This window comes from Chryseobacterium sp. POE27, from assembly GCF_039727685.1.
GTDB lineage: Bacteria > Bacteroidota > Bacteroidia > Flavobacteriales > Weeksellaceae > Chryseobacterium.
This window is the reverse complement of the sequence record NZ_CP152475.1, coordinates 303,432-320,578: the sequence shown is the minus strand read 5'-3', so window position 1 is coordinate 320,578 and position 17,147 is coordinate 303,432. Positions and strand designations below refer to the sequence as shown.

The following is a 17,147-nucleotide window of genomic DNA, read 5'->3' as shown; positions in this document are numbered from 1 at the left end:
GTTTTATTAATTAATTTTTCCTGGATCAAAATACAAAGATTTTATATTTAAATTTATAAGTGTTAAATTTACACGTATATTTCAAATAAACAATAACTGATGTTTGAAATTATTCCATAAAGTAATTGAATTCTTTTCTGTACTGTGACGGACTTTTTTTAATGTATTCTTTAAAAGTTTTATTAAAATAGCTGAAATTATTGAAACCTGATTCAAAACAAACTTCAGTAATGCTTAAAGGTTGTTCTGCAAGGAGTTTTAGAGAATGCGTAATTCGGTATTCATTGACAAATTGAGTAAATGTTTTATTAGTAATTTTCTTAAAATAACGGCAGAAAGATGGCACTTTCATATTGGCAAGATCGGCAATTTCTTCCAGGGTGATCTGTTCTTTAAAATGATCTTTCACATAATTAAAAATATGATTGATTCTTTCATTATCTTCTACCTGCGTCTGTAGGTAATATTTTCCAGCGTTTAATATTCTGTAATCCTGTGTCGTGGCAAGCTCTTCCAGTATTTCCAGGAAGCTGATAAGTTTGCTGAGTGATGATGATTCATGCATATCGGCTATTTTTTTACCGACAGGTTTTTTTAGATTTTCTCCAAAAACAATTCCGGCTTTTGATTTTTCGAGCAAAGCTGAGATTCTCTGCATTTCTGGTGTTTCCCAGATATTTTCACCCAGAAAATCAGGTTTGAACTGCATCACCATTTCGTAATCATTATTGGTATTTTCGTTGGTAAGTCCACAATGAGGAAGATTGCTTCCGATAAGCACAAGATCGCCATCGGAAAAATAAGAAATATTACTTCCGATCTGTCTTTTCCCCGAACCTCCGCATACGAATATCAGTTCTATTTCGGGATGATAATGCCAGACATGAGATTTTATATTCTCATTCCTGAGAAACTTCAGACTCGTAAAACTACTGCCAATATTAGGTTTTATGGCTTCAAAAGCAGGATGTGAATGTTTCATACTTAAACAAAAAATTACATGTGTAAAATTAACAATTAATATTTAATTAATATGCGAATTAGGTTAATATTGTACATATATATGAAAATTATATTGTATAACTGAAAAGATTAGTGCTGTAGATTTGCAGTATAAATTATTGATAACAAAAAACTTATCATTATGAATACATTATTAAAATCCAGTTTTCTTGTAGGCTTCTTATTGATCTCTGCAAGCCTGATGAGCAAAGACAGAGACTTCTCTATTTCTTTAGGAAATGTGAATGCAAAAACAATAAACTTTGAGGTATTAAACGCTAAAAACGTTTCCTTATTTGTTTATAACGATATCGACGGTGAATTATTTTCAGAAAAATTAGATACGGAAAATGCAGTATCAAAATCTTACGATCTGCAGGAATTATCTTCCGGAACTTATTACCTCGTAGCAGAATCTGAAACAAAAGTTGAAAAATACAAAATAAGCATCGGGAAAGACAATGTATTGAAAGTTGAAAAAAATCCGGTAAGCGTAATCAACAAACCGGAATATACCATTTCAGGTAATTTTGTAAAGCTACATATGTCTGACGTAAACAAGCCTGTGAATATTTCAGTGCTGGATTTTGCAAATAACAGCTACTACAGTGAAGCAAAACAATCTGCTGACGGAACACTGGATCTTACATTTAATCTTGATCCTAAAACATCAGAAAATTACATCATAAGAGTAGAAGAAAACGGAAATGTTTTCAATAAAATAATTTCTCTTAAATAATAAATTTCTTTAAGCTATAGACTAAATTTATATAGTTATTCCGATTAATACCGGATAAATTTTACGTACAGTTATTTTTTTATAAGGCAACTCTTCTTTTCAAATCACGGAGAAAGAGTTGCCTTATTTTTTTAATTATGGTGACCCATATTGAGCTTTATTTTCTTCAGATCGCCCAGCTCATGTACCGGTCTTTCGATCTTATAAGGAATCGGCATTTTAGAAAAAGTCTGGAAATACAATAAACAGGCATCTTTCCACCAAACGGCATCCCTGGCCTGAATTTTCAATTTTGACTGTACGTCCATAAACCTCTGTGCATCAATATATGGCTCCATCTGATCCCACAGTTTCTGATAATCTCTCAACTCATGAACTCCTGAATCGTATTTATAACACAGCTCATCCCACAGTGTTTTTCCGTCTTTCATTTTGTAATCCCACGGCACATGATGAAACCACAGAATAAGATCTTCCGGGCATGTCTTAATATTTCCGTAGATTTCGTTGAGAGGAGGAAAATATTGTGAAACCGCGTTACTTCCCGTTTTAGTCCTGTCGAAACCAAGTCCCTGCTCATCTGCCCGGTGATAATAAACCGGCGACCAATCCGGTCTTCCGCCTTTGTAATCTCCCCAAGGTTCGGGGCCATAATGATGTCCTCCAGCAAAAATGTGGTGAAGACCCAAAGGCATCATATAATCAACAGCAGTTTCTCTTGAGGTCAGCATCATTTCTTTAACAGGATTGACAAACTTTTCATTATCCGTAAAAGTCATTGTAATCCATTCTTTTGCGATCTGATCTGCCGTAAGCTCATGATTCCAGGCCAGACGTCCGAAAGCATACCAATTGGCCTGTGCAAAATGATGACCTGTCCAGTTCACATCTTCTCCGATATTGGCTACAGCGGAAATGGCTGTCAATTTCGCAGGTCTTAATGTTCCGTCGGTAATTTTAGCAATGGTAGAACCTTCACCATCAGAATAAGTATCGCTTTCTAAAGTTTCTTTAAATAAAGGAGCGAGATAAACCAGATGATTAGCCTGTCCCAGATATTCCTGGGTGATCTGAAATTCCACCATCTCCGAAGTTTTCTTTAATGCACCAAATAGAGGATTAAATGCTTCACGAGGCTGAAAATCAACCGGTCCGTTTTTAATCTGAATGATCACATTATCCCTGAATTTCCCATCAAGAGGTACAAATTCAAGATAAGCCTGCTTGGCACGGTCGTCTTTACTTGGACTGTACACAAAAGCTCTCCACATAACGATTCCTCCGTACGGTTTCAAAACATCTGCCATCATATTGGCTCCGTCAGCATGTGTTCTTCCGTAATCCTGAGGTCCGGGTTGCCCTTCAGAATTAGCTTTTACCAAAAATCCTCCAAAGTCCGGAATTAATTTATAAATTTCCGAAGCTTTATCCTTCCACCATTTCTGAACATTTTTATTTAACGGATCCGAATTTTCTGTTCCTCCAAGAACTTTAGGGGACGAAAAATTTACGGAAAGATAAACCCTGATTCCATACGGTCTGAAAATATCTGCCAGCACTTTTACTTTTTTCAGGTAATCTTCGCGAAGCATGTTCGGAGAGGCATTAACATTATTCAATACTACAGAATTGATCCCGATAGAAGCATTCGCTCTTGCATATTCTTCATATCGGGGAGAAATTGTATTTGGTAAATCTTCCCATTTCCAAAGCGAATGGCCTGCATAACCACGTTCGATGGTTCCGTCAAGGTTATCCCAATGGTTGAGAATTCTTACATCATAAGAAGGCTTTTCTGTAATATTTAAATTTAAAGTTGAAACATGGGTTTGCTGAAGTCTTAAAATATGATACACTCCATACAGCAAGCCTATTTCCTTTCCGGCAGAAATTACAATTTTATTATTCTGAACAGATTTTATCGTGTAACCATCCTTTAGATTTTTTAATGATTTATCAGTTCTCAGTTCAACAGTTTGTCCTTGCCAATGACTGCTTAATTCTTTTCTGGCAATATTTAAAGTCGGATTATTTCCTTTAGCAATGATCTGATCTGCCGATATCCCATTTTTTGCCGGAAAGCGAAGCCAAAGCTGACTTCCGTCTTCCGCAAAGATCATTAACGGAATTAGTAGCAATACTATGAAGTACATTCGGAAATGCTGCATTGTAATTTTTTTTAAATTTTTAATTTTATTTTCCATAGGTTTTACCTACGGCTATTATTGTTGAACCCTTCGGGTTCGCCTGTAAAATTGGTTTAAAACTTTGACAAAGTTTCTTAATTTTCTTCCAATCCCTCAATAGTTTTAATTTTACCATCGGCATCATATTCCAATTCCATCACTTTCATGCTTCTGAGCCAGGTTCTTCCGCCACTTGGAACGCTGTCGTGGAAGAATAAATACCATTTTCCTTTAAACTCGACAATACTGTGATGGGTAGTCCAGCCAACAACCGGTGTTAAGATTTCACCCTGAAAAGTAAACGGTCCATAAGGGTTGTCGCCGGTCGCATAGCACAACAGATGAGTATCTCCGGTTGAATATGAAAAATAATATTTGCCGTTGTATTTATGCATCCACGAGGCTTCAAAGAAACGATGTTTGTCTCCGTGAAGAAGAGGATTTCCGTTTTCATCGAGAATAAGAACATCTTTAGGCTCTTCGCCAAATTCCAGCATATTGTCGCTTAACAAAGCAACTTTGGATGGAATGGCAGGTTCATCATCCTGAGGAATTATGGCAGATTCCAACGCTTTATTGTTTCGGTAACGCTGCAATTGTCCGCCCCAGATCCCTCCGAAATACATATAATGCTTTCCGTTTTCTTCAAAAATACATGGATCGATGCTGTAACTTCCCAGCATCGGATGCTTTTCAGGAACAAAAGGCCCGTACGGTTTGTCGCTTACCGCAACACCGATTCTGAAAATATCATTCTTATCCTTTAGCGGAAAATACATGTAATATTTACCATCTTTAAAAGCAACATCGCAATCCCACAACTGTCTCCCCGACCATGGAATATCCTTAACGGAAAGTACGACACCGTGATCGGTAACTTCTCCGTTTTCCACATCGTCTAAAGAAAAAACATGGTAATCGTTCATATCGAAATGATCACCATTATCATTTTCTTCAATGCCACTTTCACGATCATGGGAAGGATAGATATAAATTTTACCCTCAAAAACATGTACGGAAGGATCTGCCATATAGTCTTTCGGGAATAGATATTTTGCTTTGTTCATTGTTTAGATATTTAGATAATAGACTGATAGATAATAGATTTATAAATGATAAATTGATGATTGATGATTGATGATTGATGATTGATGACTATAGTTATTCAACAATTATCATTTATTTTTCTCTTTTGTTAATTGAATAATTTTTTCAACCACTGGTTTTGCTTTGAAATTTCGATCGAAAAGTAATGAATAATCGGTTCGGCCTTTTACCGGGAAATCATTTTTCCAGGACTGATTGTCAGTCACCCCCCATAAAGTAACCCTTCTGATCTTATCCTGATGTTTGATGAAGAGACGGAAAAAATCAAGATAACGGTTTTCCCAATCCTTTTGCACATTTTCAGGAAGTCCTTTGGTATAAGGATTCATTTTTGCCTCATACTCCACTTTGTCGGAAACGTTGGCAGAAGTTCCCCAAGGTGAAGGAAGCGCGCTGATTTCCATCTCCGTAACATTTACTTTTACTCCTTCGGAAGCATAATCTACTATTGCTTTTTCATACTCAGCCAGCTTCGGAGTATCCAAACCAACATGTGTCTGCATACCAACACCATCAACTCTTATCCCTCTGGACTTCATCTTTTTAACAATATTGATTACCGTTTTTACCTTTTCAGGAAACCATTCGTTGTAATCATTATAATACAATTCAGCATTCGGATCCGCTTCCTGTGCGTACTGAAAAGCCAAAGGAATAAATTCTTCTCCAAGAATCTCATAGAACTTACTTTTTCTATACGTTCCGTCTTCCATAATCGCTTCGTTTACGACATCCCAGCCTTTCACGCGACCTTTGTATCTTGAAACAACGGTGGTAATGTGGTTCTTCATTCGTTGCTTGAGGACTTCAGCAGAAACATCCTTTCCGTCTTTGTCCACAAAAAACCATTTAGGTAATTGCGAATGCCAGATCAGCGTATGACCGATGATAAACATTTTATTTTTTTCACCGAAAGCCACAAAACGATCGGCATCATCGAAGAAAAATTTTCCTTCCTGAGGTTGCAGAAACATTGATTTCATACAGTTTTCCGCAACGATTGAACTGAACTGTGAGGTGATGATCTGATCCGATTTCACATCCGTTCCGTTAATTTGCGGAAGGCTCATTGCCGTTCCTATATAAAATTTATCTTTAAAAGCTTTCTTTAGAGAATTCTCAGATTTTTGGGCCACTGCATTTGAAACAGCCAAAGTCATTAAACCAAATAAAATAATACGCTTCATATTCATAATTATTGTTTTCTTCTTTCCGCCAGATCTTTCTCAATCTGAACTTCCATTTTCTTGTTAATTTTGTAAAATAAAAGCAGTCCGCATGCGATGAAAAAAGGGATGGATGGAAATACACTCACCAGCATTTTGGCTCCCGCCGCCACTGTTTCAGGCTGAACGGCATTGACACCGCCCTCCGTAGAAATATATCCGTATTTGCCGATAATCAATGCTACTAAAGAGCTTCCGATACTTAACCCAACCTTTAAACCTACCATCATGGCAGAGAAAATAATTGCTGTTGCTCTTCTGTTGTTTTTCCATTCGGAATAATCGGCAACGTCGGCAATCATAGCCCACAATAAAGGTGTACTGATCCCGTAAAAGAATCCATGTAAAATCTGTGACAGAAACATGATCCCTACCGCTTTCGGAGGATAAAAAATAAAGAACAGAACAAATAAAGTGGAAATGAAAAGTGATGCAATAAAGGTGTCGCGCTTTCCATATTTATCGGCAAATCTTTTAGAAAAAGTAATTCCAACAATCATCATGATGATTCCTCCCGCATTAAATAATCCGAAACCTGCTGATTTGGGATCTTCACCGAAGAAATTCATTCCGATTGAATTGAAAAATGTAGTAATTGGCGAAATAAAGCTTTTAAGTGAAGTTTCATCTACATAATTATTAAAATAATACACATACGCCCCTCCTTTCATTGCCAGTGTAATGAAGATAAAAGCCGTTACGGTAAGCATAATGATCCATGGTCGATTCTGGAAAATATCTTTTAAATCCTCTTTTAAAGTAGATTTTTGTTCCGGTTTTGGAATAATTCTTTCTTTCGTGGTGAAAAAAGTGATCAGAAGCATTACAGAGCCTATCACGGCAAGCCAAGTCATTACCGTTTCGATACCGGCTGCTTTATCACCATGACCTGCGGATAAAATAATCGGCAGCATAAAAACCTGAACAAAGAACTGGGCAAACATCACTGCTACAAAGCGATACGATGAAATACTGTTTCTTTCGCTCATATCTCCTGTAATAACACCGCTCAATGCTGCATAAGGTAAGTTATTAGCCGCATACAATAACAACAATAATGAGTAAGTTGCTGCTGCATAAATCATTTTTCCTTTGTAAGAAAAGCCCGGTGTACTGAAAGCCAACAAAGCAGCAATACCAAGCGGAACCGCAGTAAAAAGAATCCATGGACGAAATTTCCCCCATTTGGTGCTGGTACGGTCAGCCAAAGCCCCGATCATCGGATTGAAGCCGAAACCGGCAATTAAACCTACGATAAGCGTTATGACTGAGGCATCTTCTGCCTTTAATCCGTAAATATCCGTGTAAAAGTAAGCGAGATACGTTACCAGTGTCTGAAAAACAAGATTGGCAGCAAGATCTCCCAAACTGTAGCCTACTTTTTCTATAACCGATATTTTTTGTGGCTGATTATTCATTTCAAATATTTGATTTCTTTAAATTATTTTTATTCTGTTGTAAAAGGTGAAGCGGGAAGCCCGGTTTTGTTTTTTAAATTTCCGTCAGGATTATCTGCCCAGTCATATCGTACGGAAACCGGATCTTTTATTTCGTTATTCCATACAATAATATTTTTACCCTGAATTTTGGCTTTTGCCCACTGATAACTTCCATCTTTTCCTTTAATAGCAAAGCCTTTTAATTCTGAAACCGGAATAAAATCATCAGTTCCTTTTTTAAAGGATAGAATGATCTTATTTGCATCAGTTTTCATTGACTGATAAACAGGTCCATCTGCAACAATATTTTCTTTATCGGCAATTTTTAAAGCCTGCAAAGCCAATCTGTCACCAACTGTTTTTTTGTTAAGAGGATGAATATCATTCCATTCTCCGATATCTATGATTACGGCAAGTCCTGATTTTGGAACATTGAGCGAAACTTTACGCTGTTGATCTCTGAGTTCTGCCCAGTTACTTTCCACAGGCTGATTTTTAGCTTCCATAAAATTAGCAAGCTGCACAATCAGGAACGGCGCTTCTTTTTCCTGCCATTTGGAACGCCAGTCGTTGATCATTGTTGTTAAAAGATCGCCATACTCTTTAGGTTTTCCGGTGTTACTTTCGCCCTGATACCAGAGAAATCCTTTCACTTTATAATTGATCAGCGGATTGATCATAGAATTGTAAAGTCCGGTCGGTTTCCAACGAATGAAAGTCTGTCCCGGAGCCATTTTCTCCATTTTAGCACCAATTCTGTATTTCCAAGGACCTTTAAGATCTATTTTTTGTCCGCCGATTTCAAGATAGTAGGGTTTATCCGCAATGAATTGTCCTTTTCCGCTTCCGTTGGTAACTCTTACGGCAATAATATTCTTTCCGTCCTTTAAAACTCCGGCAGGAATATCATACCATCTCGGAGGATATTCGTAAGTAACGTTTCCTACTTTTACACCGTTGATATAAGTCACATCAGCGTCTTTTATTCTCCCCAGATTAAGAAAAGCTGTCTTTTGCGACGACCCTTTCGGCAGAATTATTTCTTTTCTGAACCAAACAGAACCCTCAAACGGACCTTCCTGATCTTCCCATGATCCCGGAACATTCATTGTTTTCCAGGAAGAATCGTCAAGGTCAAAATTTTCCCAGTGCTGATGAAGTCCGATATCACTTTGATCAAGCTCGGCATACCACGCTTTGCTTAATGACTGCTCGCTAGATTCCGTAGATTTTATCAAATCATCATTCTTCCATTTTTCCGCTTCTTCGAGATATTCGGGATATTTTTTAAGAGAATTCGTGTCCATCCACGCCTGCACCGGTGAACCACCCAGACTTGTGTGAATGATCCCTACAGGAACTTTGTTTTTTTCATTAAGATTTTTAGCAAAAAAATACGCAACTCCGGAAAAGTTAAGAATCGTCTGCGGATTGGCTGCTTCCCATTTTCCACCATCTAAATCATTCTGTGGAGTTTTAAAATTGTATTTCTGTGGAACGGTAAAAAATCTTATATTCTGATTATTAACGGTTTTCATTTCTTCCCCGTAAAGCGGCTTAAGCCTTCTCATCGGAAGTTCCATATTCGACTGTCCTGATGCTACCCAGACATCACCAATTAAAATATCTTTAAGGATAATATCATTAATTGTCATGACAAACGGCCCGCCTGCTTTGAGCTCGGGAAGCATGACATCCCAGTTTCCGGCATTATCTGCGGTCGTTGAATAGGTTTTATTTAAAAATTTAATATTTACCTTTTCGCCTGCATCTGCATAGCCCCAGATTTTCAGCTTCTGATTCCTCTGAAGAATCATTCCGTCTGAAACCAATGCGGGAAGTTTTACTTTAGCTTCAAATAAACTAAAACTGAAAATGGCTATAATTAAAAATAAAGTTTTAGAAGAATATATTTTCATGGAAAATCTTTTTTTAATTTAATGAATCAGATTTATTATAATCTTTAGTCAGCAAACGTACTTCAATGATCTTTGAAGTCGTCATCTGCTCTTCTGCATAAAATTTTATCGTAAGGATTTCTTTATCTTTCTCTGTTTCCGGAATCGGCAAAAGCATAAACTGTGGAGAGTTTCCGGCCTTGCCTTCCAGCTTCATTGATGAAACTTTTTTTACCATTAATATCTATATTTAAAGCACGGTTGGTATTCGCATCAAAATATAAAACATACAGGTAGGCTGCATCTTTACCCGGGTTTTTCATTCTATAACTGAACCAGCCTTTCGCATCGCGGAAATGGCGGTCTTCCATATATCCGGTATTGGAATCTTTGCTTTCAAAAAAATGATCGGATTCCGGCTGCTGCTCTCCCAGTTGAATTTTATCTGTGGTAATAAGATCTAGTTTTCTGGTTTCTGCTTCTTCTGCGGCCCTCTTTTTCTGGATAGTCTCTATTTTATCCTGATCTGCCTGTGGCCAGTACAAAATATATCTTTCTTCCTGGATTTTATAAAACGGAATAAGCTTAAATCCTTTACCGAACTTGTCGGACGGATAAAGTCCTGTCAGACTAAACGTAAGATTATCATTATTAACAGGTTTCACATGATTAATAACTTCCTTACCGTTTCCTAAAATAACAGGAATATCATTTAACGGAATTTGTGGTCCGTGTGCAATGTGTCCGCCGCGGCTGTCATCTGCTAATAATCCCTGCTGATTGTCTGTTCCGTAGGTGGCAGCAAGAACAACAGGCCCATATTTAAAAGCATAATAATCGGATTGATCCGGCAATTGCTCTGCGGAAAGATGCATCGGAAGGTTCATTTCGATTACATCTCCTTTTTTCCACTTTCGGTTAAGATTAAAATATCCGTCTTTATCAGCAGTAACATCCTGTTTTTTCCCGTTTATAGTTATGGCTACATCTGAAGATTTCGCCCATTCAGGGCAACGCAGCCTTAGATTTACAAGTGATTTACCCGCGTGATCAAAGATAAGTTTTGTCTTCGCCGTTTCAGGAAAATTATTCTCCTGCCTGATCAGTATTTTTTTCTCTGCCCAGTTGAGCGATGATGGAATAAATAAATTAACATATAAATCATGATCGGAATGTGCATAGATCATTTCCCCATATTTGGCATGATTTTCCAGTCCGGAACCTACGCAGCACCAGAAACTTGTTTGTGGTTGCGAGTACACGCGGTAATGCCCGGGACGCATCGGCGTAAAATATACAAAACCTCCTTTATCATGATTTTCGGTGGAAAGAATATGATTATAAAGCGCTTTCTCATAATAATCCATGTAATATGACTTCGGCTGCGTTGCAAAAAGCGCTTTCGTAAGCTTCAGCATATTGTAGGTATTACAGGTCTCGGGGCCTTCAATACTTTTAATCATGCTGCTGAAATCGTTGACAGGATTAAAGTGTTCGCTCACACTGTTTCCTCCGATAACGGAAGATCTTTTTTCAGTGACGTTGTGCCAGAAAAAATCGGCTGCATTATTCCATTGCTGGTTATTTTCTAGATCAGCGATACGTTTGTAACCGATCACTTTCGGAATCTGTGTATTGGCATGAATTCCGGTAAGCTTATCTTCACCCAAAAGCAATGGATTAAGAATCGCCTGATGAGAAAATCTATGGGCAAGCTTAAGGTATTTCTTATCTTTAGTAATGTCATAAACATCAGCAAAAACCTCGTTCAGCCCGCCGTGTTCGCTTCGCAGCATATCCTGAATCTGATCATCAGACAATGCAGAAACCTCATTCGCCATCCAGTCGGTAAGCTTAATGAGCATTTCTTTTGCCTTCTCACTTCCTGCATACCAATAGGCATCGCGAAGTCCCGCATAAATTTTATGGATATTATACAGAGGAACCCATCGGTCATTCAGTCCAAAACTGGAAGCACGGATGTTACCTTCTGAGATTTCTTTCCATATCTTCTTTCCACCGGGAACACCTGATACATAACCTTCTCCGGACGACATTTGACAACGATCAAGCTCATCAATCATGTAATCCAGTCTCTGCTTGATCTTAAGATCTCCTGTAGACGCATACATCAGTGATAACGCCGAAAGATAATGCCCTCCGATATGTCCGTCAAGTCCGGTATTTTCCCAGTTAGGATAATTTTCTGCTTTAGGTTTCAGTCCTGCTTCTTTGAGGTAAGGTGCCAAAAGCCTGTCAGGTTCCATAGAAAGGATATAGTTTTTATCGGCCTGCATGGCTTTATTGAAAATGCTTTCCGACAATCTCACATCTCTCAGCGGGAAATAATGAATTTCCTGCTTTACCTGGGCAAAAGCTAATGATGCAAAACCTAATAATATAACAGGGAGTTTTTTATTCATTAATAAATGTTATTTCAACATTTCTAAAATAAAGGAAAGAATCTATATACAAAACATTTTTGCAATCCTGCCGATATTGTATTCAATAAAGAACGGCAAATAAAACCATAAAATCCAAATAAAGAACACATACTTATCATAAAAAATAAGATTATGAATCAATAAGAATATCAGAATGATAAAACTAAATGATTGTGTACAAAATGAATACAAAACGTTTTAAAAGAATCGACAATAATATCATCAACAACTTATCGTATTTTTAATATTAAGGTTGAAAAATTATTTTTTTAATGGTTAAATGAAACCGTTGTTGAAAATTAACATAATTTTAACATTAATTTCACCTGCAATTAATAGAATTTAGAGAAAAAATCACTTTAAACATGGGTATTTTTTCTCCGTAAATCAGTTCCGGCAGATGAATTTTACATTTTTAAAAATAAATCATTAAAAAAAAGTGTAAAAAAAACATTTATATATTTATCGTAATCTTAAATACTTTACATTTGTAAAAAAATGTAATAGATGACACAGGATTATTCTCAATTTCCCAGACATTTGGTAGCTGTTGACTGTATTATTTTCGGATTCGACGGCGAAAATCTTAAAATTCTTCTTGTACAAAGAGATTTTGAACCCAAAATGGGAGAATGGTCATTAATGGGGGGCTTTATCGGCAATGAAGAAACTTCTGATGAAGCGGCTCATCGTGTTCTTAATACCCTGACCGGCCTGGAAAATATCTATCTCGAACAGCTGAATTCCTATACAGAAATTCATCGTGAACCAACCGCCAGGATCATGTCTATTTCGTATTATGCGCTTATTAATATTGAAAAAAACATCCAGATCAATAAAAAATACAGCGCCAAATGGTTTGATCTTCAGGACTTCCCTACCCTTATCTTTGATCATAATGAAATGGTAAAAGATGCCGTTCTCCGACTGAGAAGAAGAGCTTCCACAAGACCCATCGGGTTTGAGCTTCTCCCGGAAAAATTTACCATGAAAGATCTTCAGAGTCTCTATGAAGCTATTTTTAACGAAAAATACGACAAACGGAATTTCATAAGCAAAATCAATGCGCTGGATATCCTTGTAAAAACAGAAGAAAAAGATATGACTTCTTCCAAAAAGGGTTCTTTTTTGTATCGTTTCGATGAGAAAAAATATAATAAGAAAATCGCGGAAGGATTTATGTTTAAAATCTGATGTACTAAAACAACACTCAAGGTAAGTAGACCTATACCCGAGGTAAGTAAAATAATACTCAAAGTAACTAGACTTATACCCGAGGTAAGTAAGACAATACTCAAGGTAACTAGACTTATACCCAAGGTAAGTAAAACAATACTCAAGGTAACTAGACTTGTACCCGACCTAAGTAGAGCAATACTCAAGGTAACTAGACTTGTACCCAAGGTAAGTAAGACAATACTCAAGGTAAGTAGACCTATACCCGAAGTAAGTAAGACAATACTCAAGGTAACTAGACTTATACCCAAGGTAAGTAAAACAATACTCAAGGTAACTAGACTTGTACCCGACCTAAGTAGAGCAATACTCAAGGTAACTAGACCTGTACCCGAGGTAAGTAAGACAATACTCAAGGTAACTAGACCTATACCCGAGATAAGTAAGGCATTACTCATATGAAGCAGAATATTGTTTTGCTAATAACAGAAATCTTCTATAGGCTTCCTGTAAATTTCATTTTGATTCCCTGCTGAAAGTTACTGATCGTTTTAAAAATTTCGGTCAGCGTTACACGCTCTATTTTTGTAAGCCTGCTGATTTCAATATAATTATCAGGCATTTTCTTTTCTATATTGATCTGATACACCTGATTTTTAAGCCTTAATGCCATCAGATAATAATAAGAATGATGCAGTTCCTGATATTGTTCTTTGCTGAATACGCCGGCTTCATGAAGCTTTTTCATTCTTTCACCTGTATTTTCACTGTCGATAGTATGCTTCAAAGCGTACACCCGGAGCAGATCGACAATCGGACTCATAGCGGTTTTGATGTCGAAGACTTCCGCTTTTCCGATGGTCTGGGTTTTAATCCTTTTAAAAAAGGTTAAAGGAGGCTCATACTGCAAAGCATTTTTAGCAATAAATGAGAAAAACCTTTCATTCGGGACCTGCAACTGTTCTTGTATAAAATCTTTCAGTTCGGCAATAATAGCCTCTTCACCGTAAATATAACGGCAGTCGAAAAGGGTAGAAAATTTCATAGCATTTTCTGGAACGGTTTCATTGATCCATTCTTCGTAATTTCTTTTCCAATGGGATAAAGAGTGCGTCCATTTCGGATTGCTGGCCATAAATTCTCCTTTACAATACACAAAACCAATGGTATTGAGGTCATCGGAAACCCTTTTGGCAAAATCCAGAAAATATTCACGCACCATTTCCCTATGTTCATTGGCTTTATCTTCATAGATGATTCCGTTATCCTGATCGGTACTCAGGGTCTGCTCTTTTCTCCCCTCGCTTCCGGTAACCATAAAAACAAAGCGTGCCGGCGGCTTTCCGATCTGCCGGATGGTGTTTTCAATAACCTTTATGGTAATCGTATCGGCAATAGTGGTAATGATCTGACTGGCAATTTCACCATGTACTCCACGTCCCAGCAATTGATTAATCATATCCGGAACCTGAAGCCATTTTTTACGAAGCTCCGATGTGTTCCCGGCCTGCTTTACCGACTGTATAAAAACGAGCGGTGATTGTGCCTGCTCGCTCAGAAGGCGGTTTCGACTGAGAAATCCAACCATTTCACCGTCTTTTTCTACCAGCAGATATCTTGTTTTGGTTTTAAACATCATCAGCACCGCTTCATACAGATAAGCATCGCTGGAAATCGAAACGATAGGATTATCCATCACCTCCGCCACGGGTTTTTGTGGATCTATGCATCGGGCAATCACATTATCGCGAAGGGTAATATCGGTGGCATAGCCTACAATATTCTGATCTGTTTCACGTCTGATGAATAAGCAGCTTACTTTATTTTGAGCCATGATCCTTGCCGCTTCGAAAATGGGCGTATTTTCTGAGCAGGAAACGATGTCCTTATAAGCAATACTCTCTATTTTACGGGAATACAACTGATCTGCAGCAAAATAACTTTCCTCAAAGGAAGCCGGAGTTTTCACAAAATGGGCAAATTCTTCATCCAGCATTTTCTTGCCAAAATCCGAAGTGAAATAATGAAAGAACTCTTCATTGGCATTGCAGAGCTCCATAAACTCGTTCTTGGGAAGCGTGTAGACGATGGTACCTTTTTTCACCATCACTGATTTTAAAGCACGAACTCTGTTCAGCACTACGGAAATTCCGCCGAAACAGTAAGGCGAATGATGAATTTCGATGCATCTTTTATTTTGGGAGGCATCAAAGAAAAAGGTCTGATATTCTCCTTCCATGATGATATCCACGCCCTGAAGTTCAGTCACTTCCTGGCGGTAGGCTAAAGTTTCTTTAGGAAATATTTTCTTCTGCATGCTTTCGGCAACCTCCGAAAGTACACTTTCGGGCAAAAGGCTGAAAGGAGGTGTTCTTTGTAAAAGCGGGATCAGGTTTTCCATAAGCTTAAATAAATTTTAAAACAGGAAAGTGCAGCTTTCCGGCTATCAGGTGATGCTTTTCTTCAAGGTCTTTTTCAGGCAACTGATTTCGCCGGCCGATTTCAAAAAAGCAACGGGCTGTCATTCCGGCATCGATACGTGCATTGTGCGAAGGTTCTGCCGTTTCATTCAGCAGATAACGATACAGCTCCGGCAGACGCATGTAGGTGGATGAAATTCCGGATGTATATTGCCTGCTTTTCAGCATCGTACAATAAAAACGACTGTTCTCGAAAGGAATGGCTAATCCTGCTCTCAGAAAATCAGCAGCCAGAATATGAAGATCAAATTCAAGGAAATGTCCGACGATCAAAGGCTGATATTTTATGATATCTTCAGTAAGAGCTGTTAATACTTCTTTCCGGTTTTTCCCTCTGGATCTCAGGAATTCTTCAGTAATACCGTGAACTCTGAACGATTCTTCACTGATGACAAGATCGTCCTCAAAAATGTATCGGTCTTCCATTTTGATTTCTTCACCATCTTCCGAACAGACGATCCAGGAAACCTGAACCACTGAAGGCCAGTTGGCCGTTTCAGAGTACGGAAGATCCCAGCGTTTGGGAACGGAAGTGGTTTCCGTATCGATAAACATGAGGTAAGGTTTCACGGGAGAATATTTATACAAATGTAGTTAATAATGATCTTTTTTTAAGAATAAAAATAGTGTAATAATATACTTGAATGTACACCTAGCATTTTTGATTTGGCACATCCAAATATATAGCTGCCTTCATTAATTTGAAACTCTTTTTTTGTTTGATTATAATAGTTTAAATCACGGTTTTCAGAATATTTCTCCGGACACGCGATAATGTTTCTCTGGAAAGCCCCAAATAAGAAGCAACCATATGAAGAGGAACTCTATTGAAAATATCAGGATAAGTGTTGATGAAATCCAGGTATTTTTCTTCCGGACTGCTGCTGATATTCATCAAAAGCCGTTTATGGATTTCCATAGATTTTCTTGTCAGAATGTTCTCTACAAAAATATTGAGTTCAGGGATTTGTTCTCGCAGTTCAGCAAAATCTTCAAGATTAAAGACGAAAATTTCAGAGGATTCCATTGCTTCAATCGTCAGTTTGGAAGGCGTATTGTTGTAGAAGCTTTCAGGATCTGTTGTCCAGGACATTTCGTTAACAAACTGAAGAATATGTTCATTGCCATCTTCAGAGGTTGAATAGTTTCGCAAAAGTCCTTTCGCAACGAAGATTTTCAGATTACAAATATCGCCCTGTTTGCATACAATCTCTTTACGCTGAAGTTTTATCAATTGACTTTTATATACAATGAAATTAAACTTTTCATCCGTAAAATCGGGAAGGACCTTCTGAAAATAATTTTTAAGAATCTCTGACATTTTTCAAAACTGAAATTATATATAAAATTAATTCTTTTTTTATTGAATTAGTGTAAAAATTGTGTCAAATGACCTCGTTTTTGGGATTTATTCATAACTAAATTTGTATCAGAAATTATAACAAAACAA

General features: G+C 37.5%; 13 protein-coding genes. 2 read left to right on the top strand and 11 right to left on the bottom strand.

What is annotated here, in order from left to right; genetic code table 11:
- Positions 1–109: 109 nt before the first annotated feature.
- The gene (locus tag AAHI02_RS01390; protein ID WP_346985101.1) at positions 110–982 is read right to left on the bottom strand and encodes an AraC family transcriptional regulator; all 873 of its coding nucleotides are present in this window, start codon (positions 980–982) and stop codon (positions 110–112) included.
- 162 nt (positions 983–1,144) lie between these two features.
- On the opposite strand from AAHI02_RS01390, the gene AAHI02_RS01385 reads away from it, so the two are divergent.
- The gene (locus AAHI02_RS01385) at positions 1,145–1,741 is read left to right on the top strand and encodes a hypothetical protein (protein WP_346985100.1); all 597 of its coding nucleotides are present in this window, start codon (positions 1,145–1,147) and stop codon (positions 1,739–1,741) included.
- 131 nt (positions 1,742–1,872) lie between these two features.
- Here the strand turns inward: AAHI02_RS01385 and AAHI02_RS01380 are convergent, their stop codons facing one another.
- The 7 genes from AAHI02_RS01380 to AAHI02_RS01350 form a co-directional block, all read right to left on the bottom strand.
- Positions 1,873–3,909: an alpha-glucuronidase gene (locus AAHI02_RS01380; RefSeq protein ID WP_346985099.1), complete on the bottom strand. Its 2,037-nt coding sequence runs from the start codon at positions 3,907–3,909 to the stop codon at positions 1,873–1,875.
- A 113-nt stretch (positions 3,910–4,022) separates the two neighbouring features.
- Positions 4,023–4,994, bottom strand: coding sequence for a glycoside hydrolase family 43 protein (locus AAHI02_RS01375; protein ID WP_346985098.1), 972 nt, complete (start codon positions 4,992–4,994; stop codon positions 4,023–4,025).
- A 108-nt stretch (positions 4,995–5,102) separates the two neighbouring features.
- Positions 5,103–6,221 carry an endo-1,4-beta-xylanase gene (locus AAHI02_RS01370; RefSeq protein WP_346985097.1) on the bottom strand — a complete coding sequence of 373 codons (1,119 nt, stop codon included), beginning with the start codon at positions 6,219–6,221 and terminating at the stop codon, positions 5,103–5,105.
- Between the two features lie 8 nt (positions 6,222–6,229).
- On the bottom strand, positions 6,230–7,678 hold the full coding sequence (locus AAHI02_RS01365) for an MFS transporter (RefSeq protein WP_346985096.1): 1,449 nt from the start codon (positions 7,676–7,678) through the stop codon (positions 6,230–6,232).
- A gap of 29 nt (positions 7,679–7,707) precedes the next feature.
- Positions 7,708–9,618 carry a sialate O-acetylesterase gene (locus AAHI02_RS01360; RefSeq protein ID WP_346985095.1) on the bottom strand — a complete coding sequence of 637 codons (1,911 nt, stop codon included), beginning with the start codon at positions 9,616–9,618 and terminating at the stop codon, positions 7,708–7,710.
- Positions 9,619–9,631: 13 nt separating this feature from the next.
- Positions 9,632–9,775, bottom strand: a complete 144-nt coding sequence (locus tag AAHI02_RS01355) for a hypothetical protein (RefSeq protein ID WP_346985094.1) — start codon at positions 9,773–9,775, stop codon at positions 9,632–9,634.
- Positions 9,741–12,020 (bottom strand): glycoside hydrolase family 127 protein, encoded by a 2,280-nt coding sequence (locus AAHI02_RS01350; RefSeq protein ID WP_346985093.1) that lies wholly within the window; start codon positions 12,018–12,020, stop codon positions 9,741–9,743. The genes AAHI02_RS01355 and AAHI02_RS01350 overlap by 35 nt, the downstream gene beginning before the upstream one ends.
- Positions 12,021–12,548: 528 nt before the next feature.
- Here AAHI02_RS01350 and AAHI02_RS01345 point away from each other — a divergent pair.
- Positions 12,549–13,235 carry an NUDIX domain-containing protein gene (locus tag AAHI02_RS01345; RefSeq protein WP_042721007.1) on the top strand — a complete coding sequence of 229 codons (687 nt, stop codon included), beginning with the start codon at positions 12,549–12,551 and terminating at the stop codon, positions 13,233–13,235.
- Positions 13,236–13,713: 478 nt separating this feature from the next.
- Here AAHI02_RS01345 and AAHI02_RS01340 read toward each other — a convergent pair whose 3' ends face one another.
- The 3 genes from AAHI02_RS01340 to AAHI02_RS01330 all read right to left on the bottom strand — a co-directional run bounded on the left by AAHI02_RS01340 (position 13,714) and on the right by AAHI02_RS01330 (position 17,018).
- On the bottom strand, positions 13,714–15,618 hold the full coding sequence (locus AAHI02_RS01340) for a DUF294 nucleotidyltransferase-like domain-containing protein (protein WP_346985092.1): 1,905 nt from the start codon (positions 15,616–15,618) through the stop codon (positions 13,714–13,716).
- Positions 15,619–15,622: 4 nt separating this feature from the next.
- Positions 15,623–16,252, bottom strand: a complete 630-nt coding sequence (locus AAHI02_RS01335; protein ID WP_346985091.1) for a 3'-5' exonuclease — start codon at positions 16,250–16,252, stop codon at positions 15,623–15,625.
- Positions 16,253–16,430: 178 nt separating this feature from the next.
- A complete protein-coding gene (locus AAHI02_RS01330) occupies positions 16,431–17,018 on the bottom strand; it encodes a Crp/Fnr family transcriptional regulator (RefSeq protein WP_346985090.1) in 588 nt (195 codons plus the stop codon).
- Positions 17,019–17,147 lie beyond the last annotated feature (129 nt).

What these genes read in the sequence shown, in the direction of transcription:
- AAHI02_RS01390 (WP_346985101.1), bottom strand. Translation starts at nt 982, where the DNA reads ATGAAACATTCACATCCTGCTTTTGAAGCCATAAAACCTAATATTGGC.
- AAHI02_RS01385 (WP_346985100.1), top strand. Translation starts at nt 1,145, where the DNA reads ATGAATACATTATTAAAATCCAGTTTTCTTGTAGGCTTCTTATTGATC.
- AAHI02_RS01380 (WP_346985099.1), bottom strand. Translation starts at nt 3,909, where the DNA reads ATGCAGCATTTCCGAATGTACTTCATAGTATTGCTACTAATTCCGTTA.
- AAHI02_RS01375 (WP_346985098.1), bottom strand. Translation starts at nt 4,994, where the DNA reads ATGAACAAAGCAAAATATCTATTCCCGAAAGACTATATGGCAGATCCT.
- AAHI02_RS01370 (WP_346985097.1), bottom strand. Translation starts at nt 6,221, where the DNA reads ATGAAGCGTATTATTTTATTTGGTTTAATGACTTTGGCTGTTTCAAAT.
- AAHI02_RS01365 (WP_346985096.1), bottom strand. Translation starts at nt 7,678, where the DNA reads ATGAATAATCAGCCACAAAAAATATCGGTTATAGAAAAAGTAGGCTAC.
- AAHI02_RS01360 (WP_346985095.1), bottom strand. Translation starts at nt 9,618, where the DNA reads ATGAAAATATATTCTTCTAAAACTTTATTTTTAATTATAGCCATTTTC.
- AAHI02_RS01355 (WP_346985094.1), bottom strand. Translation starts at nt 9,775, where the DNA reads ATGCTTTTGCCGATTCCGGAAACAGAGAAAGATAAAGAAATCCTTACG.
- AAHI02_RS01350 (WP_346985093.1), bottom strand. Translation starts at nt 12,020, where the DNA reads ATGAATAAAAAACTCCCTGTTATATTATTAGGTTTTGCATCATTAGCT.
- AAHI02_RS01345 (WP_042721007.1), top strand. Translation starts at nt 12,549, where the DNA reads ATGACACAGGATTATTCTCAATTTCCCAGACATTTGGTAGCTGTTGAC.
- AAHI02_RS01340 (WP_346985092.1), bottom strand. Translation starts at nt 15,618, where the DNA reads ATGGAAAACCTGATCCCGCTTTTACAAAGAACACCTCCTTTCAGCCTT.
- AAHI02_RS01335 (WP_346985091.1), bottom strand. Translation starts at nt 16,252, where the DNA reads ATGTTTATCGATACGGAAACCACTTCCGTTCCCAAACGCTGGGATCTT.
- AAHI02_RS01330 (WP_346985090.1), bottom strand. Translation starts at nt 17,018, where the DNA reads ATGTCAGAGATTCTTAAAAATTATTTTCAGAAGGTCCTTCCCGATTTT.